Genomic DNA, 15,673 nt, shown 5'->3' on the forward strand with positions numbered 1-15,673 from the left:
TACATGCGCCCATCAAAACTTAGTTCGGGCAGGAGTTGTCCGACATGTAATCATGCACCTTCACGGTGCCCGCGATGATATCGGCCTTGGCCTTTTCAACGGCTGCGGACATTTCCGGCGTGATCAACGCCTTGTTGTTTTCGTCAACGGCGAAGGTGACGCCATCTTCCTTGACGCCCAGGGACTGAACGCCCGCGGTGAACTTGTCGTCCTGCGTGTCCTTGAATGCGTTGAAGACCGCCAGGTCGACGCGCTTGACCATGGAGGTCAGGACCTTGCCGGGATGAAGGTGGTTCTGGTTGGAGTCCACCCCAATCCCGAACTTGCCGTTATCGGCTGCCGTCTGCAGAACACCGAGGCCGCTTGCACCGGCTGCCGCGTAGATGACGTCCGCGCCCTGGTCGATCTGGTTCTTGGTGAGCTCACCTGCACGCACCGGATCGTTCCAGGCCGCACCGGTGGTGCCGACCATGTTCTGGAATACGGTCGCATCTGCCTTGGCTGCCTTGACGCCCTGGACATAGCCGCAACCGAACTTGCGGATCAGGGGGATGTCCATGCCGCCGACAAAGCCGGCCTTGCCGGTCTGTGAGGCCATGCCGGCAAGAAGACCCACGAGGTAGGAACCTTCTTCTTCCTTGTAGACGACGGAGCGGACGTTCGGCAGATCGACGACGGCGTCGACGATCACGAACTTGGTGTCGGGAAATTCAGCGGCGACCTTCTCCATTGCGGATGTCCATGCGAAGGACACGGCAACCACCGGATTGAAGCCGCGGCTTGCGAAATTGCGGATCGCCTGCTCACCCTGCGTGTCGCTCGTCGGCTCGAAATCCCGGAATTCGACCCCGGCCTCCTTCTTGAACTGCTCGGCGCCATTGAAGGCTGCCTCGTTGAAGGATTTGTCGAACTTGCCGCCTGTACCATAAACCAGCGCCGGCTTGATTTCTGCCGCCAGCGCGGTTGCCGACATCGCGGCCATGGCCATGAGGGTCAAAAGGGTTTTCTTCATCGTTCAGCCCTGTTTTTTAATGTTAATAGCTGGGGTCCTCCCGCATGCCTTGAATTGAGGCGCGTCTGCGGCCACCAGCCCTCCCGAAGAGACTGGCTCCGCGCACTTTTGCATGGGTTCTGGAAAAATTCACCCGATTTTTTTCAGTTGGTAAAAATCCTGCACTACAAGTGCAGCCTGCACAAAAAAACGCCGCCGATCGATGAAATCAGCGGCGTTCCTGAAGACAATGCCGGGCGTTTCAGCCGATCGGGCAGGCAACACCTGTTCCCTTCAAGCCGCAATAGCCACCAGGGTTTTTGGCCAGATATTGCTGGTGATAGTCTTCGGCGTAGTAATAGACGTCGATCGGCGCAACCTCGGTGGTGATGCGCACCTTCCTCCCGGCAACGTCCAGCGCCTGCTGGAAGGCATTCAACGCCTCCTTCGCCTCAGTCTCCTGCTCCGCCGTCGTCGTGTAGATCGCAGAACGGTAGGTCGTGCCGATGTCGTTGCCCTGCCGCATGCCCTGGCTCGGATCATGCTCCTCGAAGAACGTCCTCAGCAATGCCCGGTAGGATACGATCGCAGGATCGAACACCACCTTGACGATTTCCGCATGGCCGGTCAGCCCCGTCGTGGTCTCGTGATAGGTCGGGTTCGGCGTGATGCCGCCGGCATATCCGACGGATGTCACGTGAACGCCCGGCATCTTCCAGAACAGACGCTCCGCACCCCAGAAGCAGCCCATGCCGAAATACGCGACTTGCAGGCCCTCCGGATAGGGTTCCTTCAACGGACGACCGTTGACGAAATGGACATCGGATGTGTGCAATGGCTCGTCGCGACCAGGCAGCGCCGTTTCCGAGGTGGGCATCGCGGTCTTCCTGTTGAAGGTATCGATCAGAAACATCGTCGTCTCCATAATTGGGCGGGCGCCGGCAATAGCGCGTCAGGCGGAAAACCGGCCGGCAAAGCGAGGTCGCCGATAACCGATCATCCAGAATATCAGGGCCAGCACCAGAAAAACTGCAAATGCCGGCTGCCCCAGAACAGGCGTGACAACGGCCCGCCAGATGTCTTCGCTAATATAGTGGCGGGTAGCCTCCTCCGCCAGAGCGAGGCTTTCGACGTCGAAGTTCAGCCAATGGTTCCCAAGGGAGGTGAGGACGACGGACGACGAGGAGACAGATTGAATCGCATCCAGCGTGCCGGTCAGGATCGCTGCGGTCAACGCGACAAGGCTTAGGATGCGGAAAACGATTCTCATGGCCGGTACCGTTGCTCTTTTCATCGGGGCCGGACGTTCCGGCACGTCCCAAATGCATAACCTTGGGGCATTTTCGGCGCAACGCATGTGTGATGTGATGGCGTCTGACACTTTTCCTGCAAATACCGGTTGATCCAAAAAAAATCATCGGTATATATCGCGCCGTTCCAACGCTTTGCATCCGAGACGATGCAAAGCAACCAAGGACAGGTGGCCGAGTGGTTTAAGGCGCACGCCTGGAACGCGTGTGTGCGTGAAAGCGTACCGTGGGTTCGAATCCCACCTTGTCCGCCATTGCTTTCCTCTTAGCAATTTCCTCTTCACTTTTCGGCTCTCCGGCCTAATTGCCGCAAGATGGCGTGCTGCGGTCTAGCTTCGCGCAAGCATGGTCGTGCATTTCTTCAATGCCGGATGATCGGCTACGAAGGAGAACAATGACTGTGTCTCGCGAACTCAATTCGCTCATCAGCATCTCGGAAGAGACGCTCGCTCTCCTCCTCGAGGCAAACAAATCCGATGCGTTGACGGATGCGCTCGTCGAGTCACTTGATGATGCGCTCCGCATTCTCGAGGAAGAAATCCGCGGCGATACGTTCCACTGACAGGCTTCTGGAACCGAGATCGGCTTTCTCGTCCTCGCGAAGGATGACGGCGGTTAATCAAGGGTGACTGCAAAATCGGAACAAGGTTTCTCCTGAAGGGTTCTTCTGCGCGGAAGGGCAATAAAAGGAGAAACCGATGAAGAAGATTATTTTCGCTTCTTGTGCGATCCTCGCAGCAACCGTTGCGACCAATGCGGCAGCTCAGGACGGAACAGTCAGCGGTGCAGCCGGCGGCGCAGTCACCGGCGCAATTGTCGGCGGCCCGGTCGGCGCTGCTGTTGGCGGCGTTGCAGGCGCTGTGCTGGGCACAGCCATCGATCCGCCACCGCAGGAAGTCATCACCTACGTTCAGGAGCAGCCGGCACCGGCACCAGTGGTGGTCCAGGAAGAGATCGTGGTTGGTAAACCCATACCCGAAACGGTCGTGCTGACCCCGGTCCCGGATCATACGAACTATTCGTACGCGGTCGTGAACGAACAACGTGTCATCATAGACCCGACGACCCGTACAGTGGTCCAAGTCCTGCAATAATCGGCGGGAATCGGCAGTTCATCATCGAAAAAGGCCCCGTGCGGGGCCTTTTTTATTCAAACGAAGACTTCCTGATCCACGCGGTCCTGCTGTCCGAAGAACTTCAGATACCGTTCCACCTCCGCCGGATCCCCGGTCGCCTTGCGCGGATTGTCCGAGAGCTTCACCGCCGGCCGGCCATTCGCTTCGCTGACCTTGCAGACCAGCGAGATCGGCTTGAGGGCTTCGACGTTCTGCGGCGCGCAGCCGGCAAAATCGTTCGTCAGGTTCGTGCCCCAGCCGAAGCTCATGCGTGCACGACCCTCGAAGTGCCGGTAGGTGTCGATAATGGCTTCGACATCCAGACCATCGGAGAAGATCAGAAGCTTGCTCTTCGGGTCGCGGCCCATCTTCTGCCACCACTCGACGATCCTCTCGCCACCCTCGATCGGGGGCGCACTATCGGGGCGGAAGCCGGTCCAGTCCGCCACCCATTCCGGGGCGTCGCGCAGGAAGGCCGCCGTGCCGAACGCATCCGGCAGCACGATAAGCAGATTGCCGCCGTAGAGCCTGTTCCAGTCCTTCAGCACCTTGTAGGGAGATGCCCGCAACTCCTCGTCGGAATTTGCAAGCGCGGCCACTACCATCGGCAATTCGTGCGCGTTGGTCCCCACGGCTTCCAGATCTGAATCCATGGCCAGCAGCACGTTGCTCGTACCGGTGAAGGCGGGACCGATGCCCTCCTTCAAGGCTTCGACGCACCAGCGCTGCCACAGGAAGCTATGGCGGCGACGGGTGCCAAAATCGGAAACGCGCAGGCCCGGGAACGCACTCAGACGCTCGACCTTCTCCCACATCTTCGCCTTCGCACGGGCGTAAAGCACGTCCAGCGTGAAAGGGCCCATATGCCGCATGGCTGCCCTTGAACGGAGTTCGTTGATAATCGCAAGGGCGGGGATTTCCCACAGCGTCGTATCCATCCAACGGCCATGGAAATGCAGCTCGTACTGGCCGTCCCGCTTGGAAAGTTCGTATTCCGGGAGCCTGTATGTGGCGAGCCAGTTCAGGAACTCGGGCTCGAAAATCTGCTTGCGGCCGTAGAAGGTATTACCCGCCAGCCAGATCATCTCCTTCTTGGAGAGTTTGACGGATCGGGCGTGATCGAGCTGCTCGCGCAGCATCCCTTCATCAATCTCGTCTGCCAGACGAACAGTGGTCGTCCGGTTGATCAGGGAGAAAGTTGCGTCGACATGCGGATACAGCTTCCAGATCATCTGCAGCATCAGGAGTTTGTAGAAGTCCGTGTCGATCAGGCTGCGGATGATCGGATCGAGCTTCCAGGTGTGGTTATAGACCCGGGTCGCGATATCGGTCTTCGTCATGCCTGCCCTGCCCCGGCCCCACCCGGGACCGCTCCGCTTGTTCAGCTGCATTCGGAGGCCGTGAGTGATCCACCTCCGGTGGCAAGACTTATGGAAAAACGCCTCTCAAGTCCACACGCAATTCGGCCGCGAGTTGTCGCAGCCGAACGGGCAAGACCGTTAAATAGGTCAGTTGGCGGGCGCCGCGCCCGTCGGTGGCGCAGGAGCGGGTGCCTCCGCCGGATCAGAGGTGGGCTGTGCATTCCGGGTGGCCGGATTCGTGTCTCCCGCAGGCGGCGTCGCTGTCTGTTTCGCCGGTGGATCGCTCGCCTCGCCCCACATCTCGGCCACGCCCCAGGCGATCATCGCAAGCACGAGGCCAGCGATCAGAACCTTCAACACCGGGAAACCAGTCCGGCCCTGGCGCGCCTCGGTCGCGCTCATCGGCTCTCCGGCCGGTGCGACAATGGGATTGGAATGACCGCTACGGGACTGTTTCGGATCGAATTGCGTGTTCATGACGCCACTCCTGCTTGCGGCCAAGGACCGAGTTCATGTTGCAGGAACGAACGGAATGCTCGGAAGGTTCCGCCCCAGATCAGTAACCCGTTTGTCGATCCACTACGTGCTGAAGCGGCTCGCCTGCCTCATGCCGGGCGATCTGCCGCTCGACGTGGTGGAACAATGCGCGGACGTCGGAGGCGGACGCCGCATGCGGCGTAATGATGACGTTGCCCATGTCCCAGAACAGGTTGTCGGACGAAAGGGGCTCAGCCTCGAAAACGTCAAGTGAAGCGCCACCGAGCACACCGGTTCGCAGAGCCGTCACCAAGTCCTTTTCGACCTGGCTTCCACCGCGACCGGCGTTGATGAACACCGGCTTCCCCAAGGCCCCGCCCTGACGCAGCTTGCCGAAAAGCGATGCGTCGAAGATGCCGCGTGTTTCCTCCGTCAGCGGCAGCAGACCGACGAGGATATCCGCGCGCGAAAGAAACTCATCCAGACCGTTCGCGTCGAATGTCTCGACCCCTTCGATCTCCTTTTTCCGCCGCGACCAACCGATGACGTCGAACCCCATGACCTTGAGCTTCGCCGCCGAATCCTGGCCTAGAACGCCGAGGCCCATGACGCCGACCGTCAGTTCCTTCGCCTCCGGCTGGGAAAGCTCCCGCCAAACATGCTCGCGCTGCTGCCTCGAATAGGCCGGCACCTGGCGTAGATGGCTGAGGCATTGCAGGACGACCCATTCGCTCATCCGCGTCGTGAGGCTGTGGTCCACGAAGCGGACGATCGGAATATCCGGCAGATCAGGCAGAGTGAGGACATGGTCGACGCCGGCGCCTCCCGAGAACAGCACTTCGAGCTTCGGCGCACGCTTGAAGAGATCCGCCTCCGGCTTCCAAACGACGGCATAGCGCGCTTGCGAAAGATCCTGCTCGCGGTCGGAGGCCCGCAAGACCTGCCGCCCTGCGAACGCGTGTCCCAAGGCCGCATCCACCTCGCGGCGCTCGAATTTCAGATCTATGACGACGGCATTTTCGGAAGACATTTCGTGACCCTGTCCTACTGACTGATGGCGGCCGTTTCCACGGCCTCGAGATCGAAGGCCGCAGCCATCAATGCCCGGGTGTAGCTTTCCCTGGGGGCCGAGAATATCTGGTCGGCCGGCCCCTCCTCCACGACCTTTCCGCCGCGCATGACGATGACGTGGTTGGCCAATGCCTTCACCACCTTCAGGTCATGGCTGATGAAGAGGTAGGCGAGATCATGCTTCCTCTGCAGGTCGCGCAAAAGATCCACGACCTGCGCCTGCACGGTCATGTCGAGCGCGGAGGTCGGCTCGTCGAGCATCACGAAGCGCGGCTTCAGCACCATCGCCCGGGCGATGGCGACCCGTTGCCGCTGCCCGCCGGAAAACTCGTGCGGATAACGCCAGCGCGTTTCCGGATCGAGGCCCACTTCGGTCAGCGCCCAGCGCACGCGCTCGTCCCGTTCGTCTTCCGACATTGCGCGCTCGTGGACCTTCAGGCCTTCGGCGATAATCTCGCCGACGGACATGCGCGGACTGAGCGACCCGAATGGGTCCTGGAAGACCACCTGAAGCCTATCGCGCAGCGGTCGCATCTCCTTGTAGGAAAACTGATCGATGCCGCTGCCGATGAAGGCGATCCGTCCTTCCGACGAGATGAGCCGCGCCAACGCGAGGCCGAGCGTGGTCTTGCCCGAACCCGACTCGCCAACGACGCCCAGCGTTTCACCGGCGCGCAACGACAGGCTGACCCCATCGACAGCCTTTACATGGTCCACCACCTTGCGCAGCAGCCCCGCCTTGATAGGGAACCACACGCGGATATCCTGACCCTCCATCACCACCGGCTTCGACGGATCCGGCACTGGCGGTTCACCACGCGGTTCGGACGCCAGAAGATGACGGGTGTACTCGTGCTTGGGGTTGACGAAGACCTCTTCGACCGGACCGGTCTCGACGATCTTCCCCTTGGTCATGACGCAGACGCGGTCGGCGAACTTGCGGACGATCCCGAGGTCGTGGGTGATGAACAGCATGGACATGCCGTGCTCGCCCTTCAGGCGCCGCAGCAGATCAAGGATCTGCGCCTGCACCGTAACGTCGAGCGCCGTTGTCGGCTCGTCGGCGATCAGTAGCTTCGGCCGGTTGGCGAGCGCCATGGCGATCATCACGCGCTGGCGTTGCCCGCCCGAAAGCTGGTGCGGATAGGCCTGCAGCCGCTTTTCCGGCTCCCTTATGCCGACCTGGTTGAGCAGTTCCAGTATCCGGGTTTGCGCCGCCGCGCCGGAAATACCCTGGTGGAGGTCAAGGATCTCGCCGATCTGCTTCTCGATCGAGTGCAGCGGATTGAGCGAGGTCATCGGCTCCTGGAAGATCATCGTGACGTCATTGCCGCGCACCCGGCGCAGCGTCGGTTCCGACGCCTTCAAGAGGTCCTGCCCACCGAACAGGATTTCACCCGACGGATGGCTCGCGGCGGGATAGGGCAGCAGCTTCAGGACGGAATTGGCGGTAACGGACTTTCCGGAACCGGATTCTCCGACGAGCGCCACGACCTCGCCAGGCATGATATCGAACGAGACGTGATCGACGGCGAGCGATGTCGTCCCTCCCTGGTGGAAGGCCACCGACAGATCGCGAACGGAAAGAAGCGGTTCTGTCATCGGATCACCGGAAGGTCTTGCGGGGGTCGAAGGCGTCGCGAACCGCCTCGCCGACGAAGATCAGCAGCGACAGCATGATCGACATGGTGAAGAAGGCCGTGAGCCCCAGCCATGGCGCCTGGAGGTTGTTCTTGCCCTGCGCGATCATTTCGCCGAGCGACGGCGAGCCGGGCGGCATGCCGAAGCCGAGGAAGTCGAGCGAGGTTAGCGTGGCGATCGAGCCGGACAGGATGAACGGCAGGAAGGTCAATGTCGCGACCATGGCGTTGGGCAGGAGGTGACGATACATGATCGTGCCGTTACCGACGCCGAGCGCGCGTGCCGCGTTGACGTATTCGAAGTTGCGGGCCCGCAGGAATTCGGCGCGCACCACGCCGACGAAGCCGACCCAGGAAAAGAGCAGCATGATGCCGAGCAGGACGAAGAAGCCCGGCGGCATGATGGAGGCGATGATCAGCAGGATGTAGAGCACCGGCATGGACGACCAGATCTCGATGAACCGCTGGAAGAGCAGGTCCGTCCAACCGCCGAAATAACCCTGTACGGCACCGGCCGTGACGCCGATGACGGCTGACGCGAGCGTCAGCGCAAGGCCGAACAGCACAGAAACCCTGAAGCCGTAAATCATCCGGGCGGTAACGTCGCGCGCCTGGTCGTCGGTGCCGAGCCAGTTGAGATTTCCGAGCGTGCAGCCCGGATCCTGCGCGCCCATGGGGAAGCCGGCGCACCGCTCATCCTTGTCCATCAGCCAGAAGGGTGGCGTCGGTGCCGAATGCGGAATGTTGGAATTGACGGTCTGATAAGAGTAGCGGATCGGCGGCCAGACCATCCATCCATTCGCTTCGATCTCTTCTGCTATGAACGTCGACCGATAATCGGTGATCGCCAGGAAGCCGCCGAACTTCTCCTCCGGATAGTCCACCAGAACCGGGAAGAGGATTTCGCCCTTGTAGGACGCGACGACAGGGCGGTCGTTGGCGATGAGCTCCGCACAAAGACTGAGCACGAACAGGACCATGAAGATCCAGAACGACCAGTAGCCGCGCTTGTTGGCGCGGAAATTCTCAAGCCGGCGACGATTGGTGGGCGCCAGCCAGCCACGCTTCGGTGGCGTCGTTCGGGCAGTAACGGTGGCGGTGGTTACGGGAGCCTCCATCAGACGTCCCTCCGCTCGAAGTCGATGCGCGGATCGATCCAGGTGTAGATCAGGTCGGAAATCAGGCTGACCACCAGTCCCATCAGCGAGAAGATGTAGAGCGTGCCGAAAACGATCGGATAGTCGCGGTTGACGATCGCGAGATAACCGAGGCGACCGAGACCATCGAGGGAGAAGATGTTTTCGATCAGCAGTGAGCCCGTGAAGAAGGCAGAGATGAAGGCGCCTGGGAAGCCGGCGATGACGATCAGCATGGCGTTACGGAAGACGTGCCCGTAGAGCACCTGGCGTTCGCCCAGCCCCTTGGCGCGGGCCGTCACCACGTACTGCTTGCGGATTTCGTCGAGGAAGGAATTCTTCGTCAACAGTGTCGTCGTTGCAAACGCCGAAAGCGACAGCGCGATGAGCGGCAGCGTGAGATGCCAGAAATAGTCGACGATCTTCTCCCACCAGGAAAGCTGGTCGAAGTTGTCGGATACGAGGCCGCGCAGCGGGAACCAGTCGAGGAAGGAGCCGCCGGCGAAGAGCACGATCAGAAGAATGCCGAACAGGAAGCTCGGAACCGCATAACCGATGATGACGATGCCGGAGGTCCACACGTCGAAGGCAGATCCGTCCCTGACGGCCTTGCGGATGCCGAGCGGAATGGAGATCAGGTAGGAGACGATGAGGATCCAGAAACCAAGCGAAATCGAGACAGGCAGCTTGTCGATGATAAGGTCGATCACCGAGGCATTGCGGAAGAAGCTCTCGCCGAAATCGAAACGGATGTAATTCCACATCATGTCGAGGAAGCGGGTGAGCGGCGGCTTGTCGAAGCCGAACTGCTGCTCCAGCTTGGCGATGAATTCCGGATCCAGCCCCTGCGCGCCGCGATAGCGCGAACTTTCCTCGAAGCCGCCGCCCTGGCTTCCTAGATCGTTTCCGCTACCGGACAAACGGTCTCCGGTATCGGAGCCCTGCAACTGGGCGATCACTTGCTCGACGGGACCACCGGGCGCGAACTGCACCACAAGAAAGGAGATCCCCATGATGCCGATCATCGTCGGGATCATAAGAAGCAGACGTCGGAAAATATAGGCGCCCATCAGAGCTGTCCGCCTGTTGCAAGTGCGCCGACCGTCGCTGGTCCGGTTTCACCGCGTGTCTGCGCGAGGATCAAACGGCATTCCTTCGTTCTGGTGCGAATCATTCCGGCCATTTGGACCAGTTGAGGATGCGGGGCGCAAGCCTCCTCAATTGGAGCCCTGTTTGGCCGACCATGTATCCGGAAAGCCGAGTCCGTATTCCGGAAATCTTTCGGGATGCGTGATGCGGTTCCAGTAGGCGATCTTTGACTCACCGGAATAGAACATCGGAACGACGTAGTGATTGGCCAGGAGCACGCGGTCCATGGCCTTGATCGCTGCCACCTGCTCGTCCCGATCAGTCGCAAACACGATCTTGCGGATAAGGGAATCCACTGCCGGGTCGGCGATACCCGCATAATTGCGCGATCCCTGCCGGTCTACCGATTCAGATCCCCAGTATTCCACCTGCTCGTTTCCGGGGTTCATCGATTGCCCCCAAAGGCCGTACATCATGTCGTAGTCGAAGCTGCGGATGCGATTGATATACTGCGATGCGTCAACCGAGCGAAGGCGGGCTTCGATGCCAATCTTCTTGAGGCTTGCCACATAGGGCAGCACGGTGCGTTCCTGCGAAGGACTGTTCAGCAAAATCTCGAAGCTCATCGGCTGGCCGGTCTTCGTGTTGACCATCCGGTTGCCCTTCAGCTCCCAGCCGGCCTCCTTCAACAAGCCGACTGCCTTCCGCAGATTGTCGCGAACCTTCTGTGGATCACCGCCGATCGGGTTTGTATAGGGCGTCGTGAAGACGCGTTCCGGGATCTTGTCCTTCAATTCCTCCAGCAATTCCAGTTCGCGGCCTTCGGGCAGTCCGGAGGATGCGAGTTCCGTGCCCCAGAAGAAACTGTCGACGCGCTTCAGACCACCATGGGCGAGGTTCTTGTTGAGGTCCTCGAAGTCGTAGGCATAGTTCAGCGCCTCGCGAACACGTGCGTCCTTGAACATGTCCCGACGCATGTTCGGCACGAATGCCTGCATGATGCCGGTGGCCTTGAACGGGTTGGTCAGCGCCTCCTTGATCACGCGCCCATCCTTCACCGCGTCAAAATCGTAACGCGTCGCCCAGCGGCTGGAGCTGTTTTCCTGGCGGAAATCCACCGTACCGGCACGGAAGGATTCGAACTCCACATCGCTATCGGCAAAGTAGGTGTAGCTGATGGCGCGGAAGTTGTGCTGGCCGACATTGATCGGCAGATCCTTGCCCCAGTAATCGTCCCGCAACTCGTACCGGATCGCGGCACCGGGCTGAACGGAAGCAATATTGTAGGGCCCGGACCCCATCGTCGCTTCGAGCGTCGTGCGGGAAATGTCCCGCTGTTTGCCCTGGCTATCCTGGCCTTCCCACCAATGCTTAGGGAGGACCGGAAAGTCGCCGACGATCGAGGGAAGTTCGCGATTGTTCTTTTCATCGAAGCGGAAGGTCACTTCACGCTCGCCCGTCTTTTCTGCGCCGGTGACGTGGCGGTAATAGCCGGAGTAGAACGCGCTATGCTCCTTCAGCATCTCCATGCTGAAAATGACGTCCTCTGGCGTCACCGGCTGGCCATCCGCCCATTTCGCCTCAGGCCTCAGCCTGAACGTTACCGATGAGATGTCGTCGGGGTAGGAGACCGCTTCGGCAAGCAGTCCGTAGGTTCCGAACACCTCGTCTTCCGACCGCTTCATAAGCGTATCGAAGATCATCGTGATACCGGCGGCCGGTGCGCCCCGGTCGATAACCGGGTTGAGATTGTCGAACGTGCCTTCATCGGCCAAACGCAGTTCGCCGGCTTTGGGTGCGTTCACATCGACATAGGGAAGTTGCTTGAAATCTTCCGGCAGCTTCAGGTCGCCGATGACCGCCATTCCATGGCGCCATGTCGGTTCCTGGGCCATCGTTGCCGATGATCCTAGAACCGTTATCGCCAGAGCGACCGCAAGACCTGTCTTCAGCCGGGCCAATTGCATGCAGAATTCCCTTTTCTCTGGTTGTTGCCCGGAAGCATAAGGCAAAGTCGGGCAAAAAACAGGCTGTCCCGCTCACAAGCGTTTTATCGCATCGACCCGAATGCCGGCGATCTCCGTTTCACCAAAATCGTCTTTCACGGTAGATTCGATCGAAAGTGATTTGCGGGGACGAATGACGGCATGCGGACATCACGCATTTTGACGCGGCTGCTTGCAGCAAGCTTGTGCCTTACAGCTCTGGCGGGGCCGGGGCTTGCGGAAACAACGCCGGCCAAGGAACTCTTCGGTGGCGCCAAGTTGCCGACCCGCTCGCAGGCGGCGCCAATCGGTTCCTACGCGAAGGGATGCATGGCAGGCGCCGTCGCGATCCCGACAGACGGGCCGACCTGGCAGGCCATGCGCCTTTCCCGCAACCGGCGCTGGGGCAATCCGCAGATGATCGCCCTGCTGGAGCGGTTTTCGCAGGACGCCGTGAACCTCGGCTGGGGATCCGGCATCCTGATCGGAGACATCTCACAACCGCGTGGCGGCCCGATGCTGTTCGGCCATGCGTCGCATCAGGTCGGACTCGATGCCGATATCTGGTTCACGCCGAAGCCTGCCCAGGCTCTCTCGCCCCAGCAGCGGGAGGACATGCCATTCACCTCGATGCTCGACAAGAGCAAGTTCCTGACTGTGCATCCGGGCCGCTGGACCAACACCCATGCCCGCGTGGTGATGCAGGCCGCAAGCTATCCGCAAGTGGAGCGGGTGTTCGTCAACCCGGCGATCAAGAAGAAGCTGTGTGACACCTGGCAGGGCGACCGGTCGCTGCTCGGCAAGGTGCGACCGGTCTACGGTCACGACGAGCATTTCCATATCCGCATCCATTGTCCTCAGGGTGCTCCCAATTGCAAGCCGCAGGCGCCGGTCGCCAAGGGTGACGGCTGCGACAAGTCGCTTGCCTGGTGGTTCACGAAAGAGCCTTGGGCGAAGCCGAAGAAAGATCCAGACGCGAAACCGGTAAAGCCGAGGCACGTCATGCTGTCCGACCTTCCCAAAGCGTGCGCGGCGGTTCTTGCAGCCCCTGCGCGGTCCATGGAAGACGCAACGTTCGCTACCAATGTCACAGCCTATTCCGCAGCTGCCCCATCCGCACCGGTGCAGAACATCGAAGCCATCATCAACAGCGCTGCGGTGCTACCCGACCTGGGTCCGGTGCCGCTGCCGCGACCCTTCCCGTGAGCAGGCTTTTCAACGGAAACAAGTCCCTGTAGAAGGCCTGTAAATCGATTTAAATACCGAAGGCGAGGACGGTCTTGACACCCCCCTGCATCGCGCTGATCGCGCACGACGAGAAGAAGGATGACATGGCGGATTTCGCCCGCCTGCATCAGCAGGCGCTGGCGAAATTTCGCATTGTCGCCACCGGCACGACGGGCGGCAGGGTACAGGAGGCCTGCCCCGGCCTTGAGGTCACGCGGCTTAAAAGCGGCCCGCTCGGCGGAGATCAGCAGATCGGCGCGATGATCGCCACCGGCGATGTGGATATGCTGCTTTTCTTCATCGACCCACTCTCATCCATGCCGCACGACGTCGACGTCAAGGCGTTGACCCGGCTGGCCACGGTCTACGACATTCCGATGGCGCTCAATCGCGCGACGGCCGAAAAGCTCATCGATTTCCAGTAAGCGGCGATAGGGACAGATGCATCACACTACTGAAAATGAGTCCCTGCCCTTTCCGATCCTGCTCGGCGACATCGGCGGCACGAATGCCCGGTTCTCGATCCTGGTGGACGACACATCCGAGCCGATCCGGTTTCCGAACATCAAGACGGCTGACTATCCGACGATCGACGAGGCCATCGCCAAGGACGTGCTGGAGAAAACTGCGGTGCGACCGCGTTCCACCATTCTTGCCGTGGCCGGTCCCATCGAGGGCGACGAGATCGATCTTACCAATTGCGACTGGATCGTTCGACCCAACGCCCTGATTTCCGATCTTGGCTTCGAGGATGTGCTCGTCCTCAACGATTTCGAGGCCCAGGCGCTCGCCGTGGCATGCCTCACCGACGAATATCGCGAAGACATCGGCCCGAAGATCGAGCCCCTCACCGCATCCCGGGTCGTGCTCGGTCCGGGCACGGGGCTTGGCGTCGCGGGGTTGATCTATGCACGCGACACCTGGTTTCCGGTCCCCGGCGAAGGCGGGCATGTGGATGTCGGCCCGCGCTCGCCACGCGACTTTGCTATCTTCCCGCATCTCGACCGTATCGATGGGCGCGTTTCGGCTGAAGAAATCTTGAGTGGACGCGGTGTCGTGAACATCTATCAGGCCATCTGCAAGACTGACGGCATTCAGCCCGCCTTTACCGATCCTGCGGATATCACGGCCAAGGGCCTCGACCGATCCAACCGCCAAGCGGTCGAAACGCTGTCCCTTTTCTCCACCTATCTCGGCCGCTTCGCCGGCGACATGGCCTTGCTTTTCATGGCGAAAGGCGGCGTCTACCTTGCCGGCGGGATCTCGCAGAAGATCATCCCGGCACTCCAGCAGCCGGAGTTTCGCGCCGGCTTCGAAGACAAGGCCCCGCATTCCGAATTTATGCGCTATATCCCGACTTTCGTCGTCACCCACCCGCTTGCCGCACTCGCAGGCCTTGCAAGTTATGCCCGCACACCCTCCGACTACGGCATCTCCACACAGGGCAGGCGCTGGCAGAAGTAGAGCCTTCACCAAGGCGTCCTGACTCTCCGCACTAGCCAAGCCCGGCCTCTCCCGGTATAGACGCGCCACGCGGAGCCGTCCGGGCTCCAGCGCCAAGCACGCACGGGATGTTCCTTTTTTGGGCGCAGCGAAAGACAAGAAACCACATCTGGATTCCGGCACGGTCACCAGCGTACTCAAGCGGGTGATCGCGGAAAACGGTCGTGATCATATCCGCGGATACGCGTTTGCCATCACCTGCCTCATCTTTGTGGCACTGACCACGGCGTTCACGGCCTGGGTCATGGAAGCGGTGGTCAACGAGGCATTTGCCAACCAGCGAGCCGATGTCGTCTGGCTGATTTGCGGTGCGATCTTCGTCGCCTTCGTCGTCCGCGGGCTGGCGACCTATGGGCACTCCGTGACCCTGTCCAAGATCGGCAACAACATCGTCGCCCGCTACCAGCGGCGCCTCTTCACGCATCTCATGAGCCTGTCGGTCGGGTTCTTCAGCGAGTCCCGCTCGGCCTATCTTGCCGCCCAGATCAGCCAGAACGTCAACGGCATCCGCGACGTCCTGAACCTGACCGTCACCTCGGCGGCGCGTGATCTTCTTACCCTGGTGGCGTTGATCGGCGTGATGGTCAGCAAGGATCCGATCCTGTCGCTGATCGTCTTCGTGGTTGCTCCTCCGCTTCTCCTTGCGCTGCGTTACGTTTCGCGCCGGCTGCGGTCCGCCACCCGTGAGTCGATCGAGCTCAACAGCCACGTGCTGGGTGCGATGCAGGAAACCATCCAGGGCGTTGCCATCGTGAAGGCCTTCACGAT

General features: G+C 60.6%; 16 protein-coding genes and 1 tRNA gene. 7 read left to right on the plus strand and 10 right to left on the minus strand.

Annotation, left to right across the window (positions count from 1 at the left end):
- Nucleotides 1-19: 19 nt before the first annotated feature.
- The 3 genes from LH464_RS03970 to LH464_RS03980 all read right to left on the minus strand — a co-directional run bounded on the left by LH464_RS03970 (nucleotide 20) and on the right by LH464_RS03980 (nucleotide 2,261).
- A complete protein-coding gene (locus tag LH464_RS03970; protein WP_226785063.1) occupies nucleotides 20-1,012 on the minus strand; it encodes a BMP family lipoprotein in 993 nt (330 codons plus the stop codon).
- Nucleotides 1,013-1,253: 241 nt separating this feature from the next.
- A complete protein-coding gene (msrA, locus tag LH464_RS03975) occupies nucleotides 1,254-1,904 on the minus strand; it encodes a peptide-methionine (S)-S-oxide reductase MsrA (protein ID WP_226785064.1) in 651 nt (216 codons plus the stop codon).
- 39 nt (nucleotides 1,905-1,943) lie between these two features.
- Entirely contained in the window at nucleotides 1,944-2,261 is a 318-nt protein-coding gene (locus tag LH464_RS03980) for a hypothetical protein (protein WP_226785065.1), read from the minus strand.
- 204 nt (nucleotides 2,262-2,465) lie between these two features.
- On the opposite strand from LH464_RS03980, the gene LH464_RS03985 reads away from it, so the two are divergent.
- The 3 genes from LH464_RS03985 (at nucleotide 2,466) to LH464_RS03995 (ending at nucleotide 3,395) form a co-directional block, all read left to right on the plus strand.
- A tRNA-Ser gene (locus LH464_RS03985) sits at nucleotides 2,466-2,555 on the plus strand.
- A gap of 140 nt (nucleotides 2,556-2,695) precedes the next feature.
- Nucleotides 2,696-2,863: a hypothetical protein gene (locus LH464_RS03990; RefSeq protein WP_226785066.1), complete on the plus strand. Its 168-nt coding sequence runs from the start codon at nucleotides 2,696-2,698 to the stop codon at nucleotides 2,861-2,863.
- Between the two features lie 136 nt (nucleotides 2,864-2,999).
- Nucleotides 3,000-3,395 (plus strand): DUF1236 domain-containing protein, encoded by a 396-nt coding sequence (locus LH464_RS03995; RefSeq protein ID WP_226785067.1) that lies wholly within the window; start codon nucleotides 3,000-3,002, stop codon nucleotides 3,393-3,395.
- Nucleotides 3,396-3,451: 56 nt separating this feature from the next.
- On the opposite strand, the gene pncB is transcribed toward LH464_RS03995, so the two are convergent.
- From pncB to LH464_RS04030, 7 genes are all read right to left on the minus strand, one after another.
- Entirely contained in the window at nucleotides 3,452-4,756 is a 1,305-nt protein-coding gene (pncB, locus tag LH464_RS04000; protein ID WP_226785068.1) for a nicotinate phosphoribosyltransferase, read from the minus strand.
- Between the two features lie 168 nt (nucleotides 4,757-4,924).
- Nucleotides 4,925-5,254, minus strand: coding sequence for a hypothetical protein (locus tag LH464_RS04005; protein WP_226785069.1), 330 nt, complete (start codon nucleotides 5,252-5,254; stop codon nucleotides 4,925-4,927).
- 79 nt (nucleotides 5,255-5,333) lie between these two features.
- A complete protein-coding gene (locus LH464_RS04010; RefSeq protein WP_226785070.1) occupies nucleotides 5,334-6,284 on the minus strand; it encodes a 2-hydroxyacid dehydrogenase in 951 nt (316 codons plus the stop codon).
- A 14-nt stretch (nucleotides 6,285-6,298) separates the two neighbouring features.
- A complete protein-coding gene (locus LH464_RS04015) occupies nucleotides 6,299-7,927 on the minus strand; it encodes an ABC transporter ATP-binding protein (RefSeq protein ID WP_226785071.1) in 1,629 nt (542 codons plus the stop codon).
- Nucleotides 7,928-7,931: 4 nt separating this feature from the next.
- Nucleotides 7,932-9,083 (minus strand): ABC transporter permease, encoded by a 1,152-nt coding sequence (locus LH464_RS04020; protein WP_226785072.1) that lies wholly within the window; start codon nucleotides 9,081-9,083, stop codon nucleotides 7,932-7,934.
- The gene (locus LH464_RS04025) at nucleotides 9,083-10,171 is read right to left on the minus strand and encodes a microcin C ABC transporter permease YejB (protein ID WP_226785073.1); all 1,089 of its coding nucleotides are present in this window, start codon (nucleotides 10,169-10,171) and stop codon (nucleotides 9,083-9,085) included. Before LH464_RS04025 ends, LH464_RS04020 begins: the two co-directional genes overlap by 1 nt.
- A gap of 147 nt (nucleotides 10,172-10,318) precedes the next feature.
- Nucleotides 10,319-12,157, minus strand: coding sequence for an extracellular solute-binding protein (locus LH464_RS04030; protein ID WP_226785074.1), 1,839 nt, complete (start codon nucleotides 12,155-12,157; stop codon nucleotides 10,319-10,321).
- A gap of 180 nt (nucleotides 12,158-12,337) precedes the next feature.
- Between LH464_RS04030 and mepA the strand changes: the two genes are divergently transcribed.
- The 4 genes from mepA to LH464_RS04050 form a co-directional block, all read left to right on the plus strand.
- Complete coding sequence (gene mepA, locus LH464_RS04035) at nucleotides 12,338-13,381, plus strand: penicillin-insensitive murein endopeptidase (RefSeq protein ID WP_226785075.1); 1,044 nt, start codon at nucleotides 12,338-12,340, stop codon at nucleotides 13,379-13,381.
- Nucleotides 13,382-13,455: 74 nt separating this feature from the next.
- On the plus strand, nucleotides 13,456-13,827 hold the full coding sequence (locus LH464_RS04040; protein ID WP_226785076.1) for a methylglyoxal synthase: 372 nt from the start codon (nucleotides 13,456-13,458) through the stop codon (nucleotides 13,825-13,827).
- Nucleotides 13,828-13,843: 16 nt separating this feature from the next.
- Nucleotides 13,844-14,866 carry a glucokinase gene (locus tag LH464_RS04045; RefSeq protein ID WP_226785077.1) on the plus strand — a complete coding sequence of 341 codons (1,023 nt, stop codon included), beginning with the start codon at nucleotides 13,844-13,846 and terminating at the stop codon, nucleotides 14,864-14,866.
- A gap of 118 nt (nucleotides 14,867-14,984) precedes the next feature.
- Nucleotides 14,985-15,673, plus strand: a 689-nt coding sequence (locus tag LH464_RS04050; protein WP_255648260.1) for an ABC transporter permease, incomplete at its 3' end; no start/stop codon positions are given.

Source organism: Pseudorhizobium xiangyangii, from assembly GCF_020531965.1.
In the GTDB taxonomy this organism is placed as follows: Bacteria; Pseudomonadota; Alphaproteobacteria; order Rhizobiales; family Rhizobiaceae; genus Neorhizobium; species Neorhizobium xiangyangii.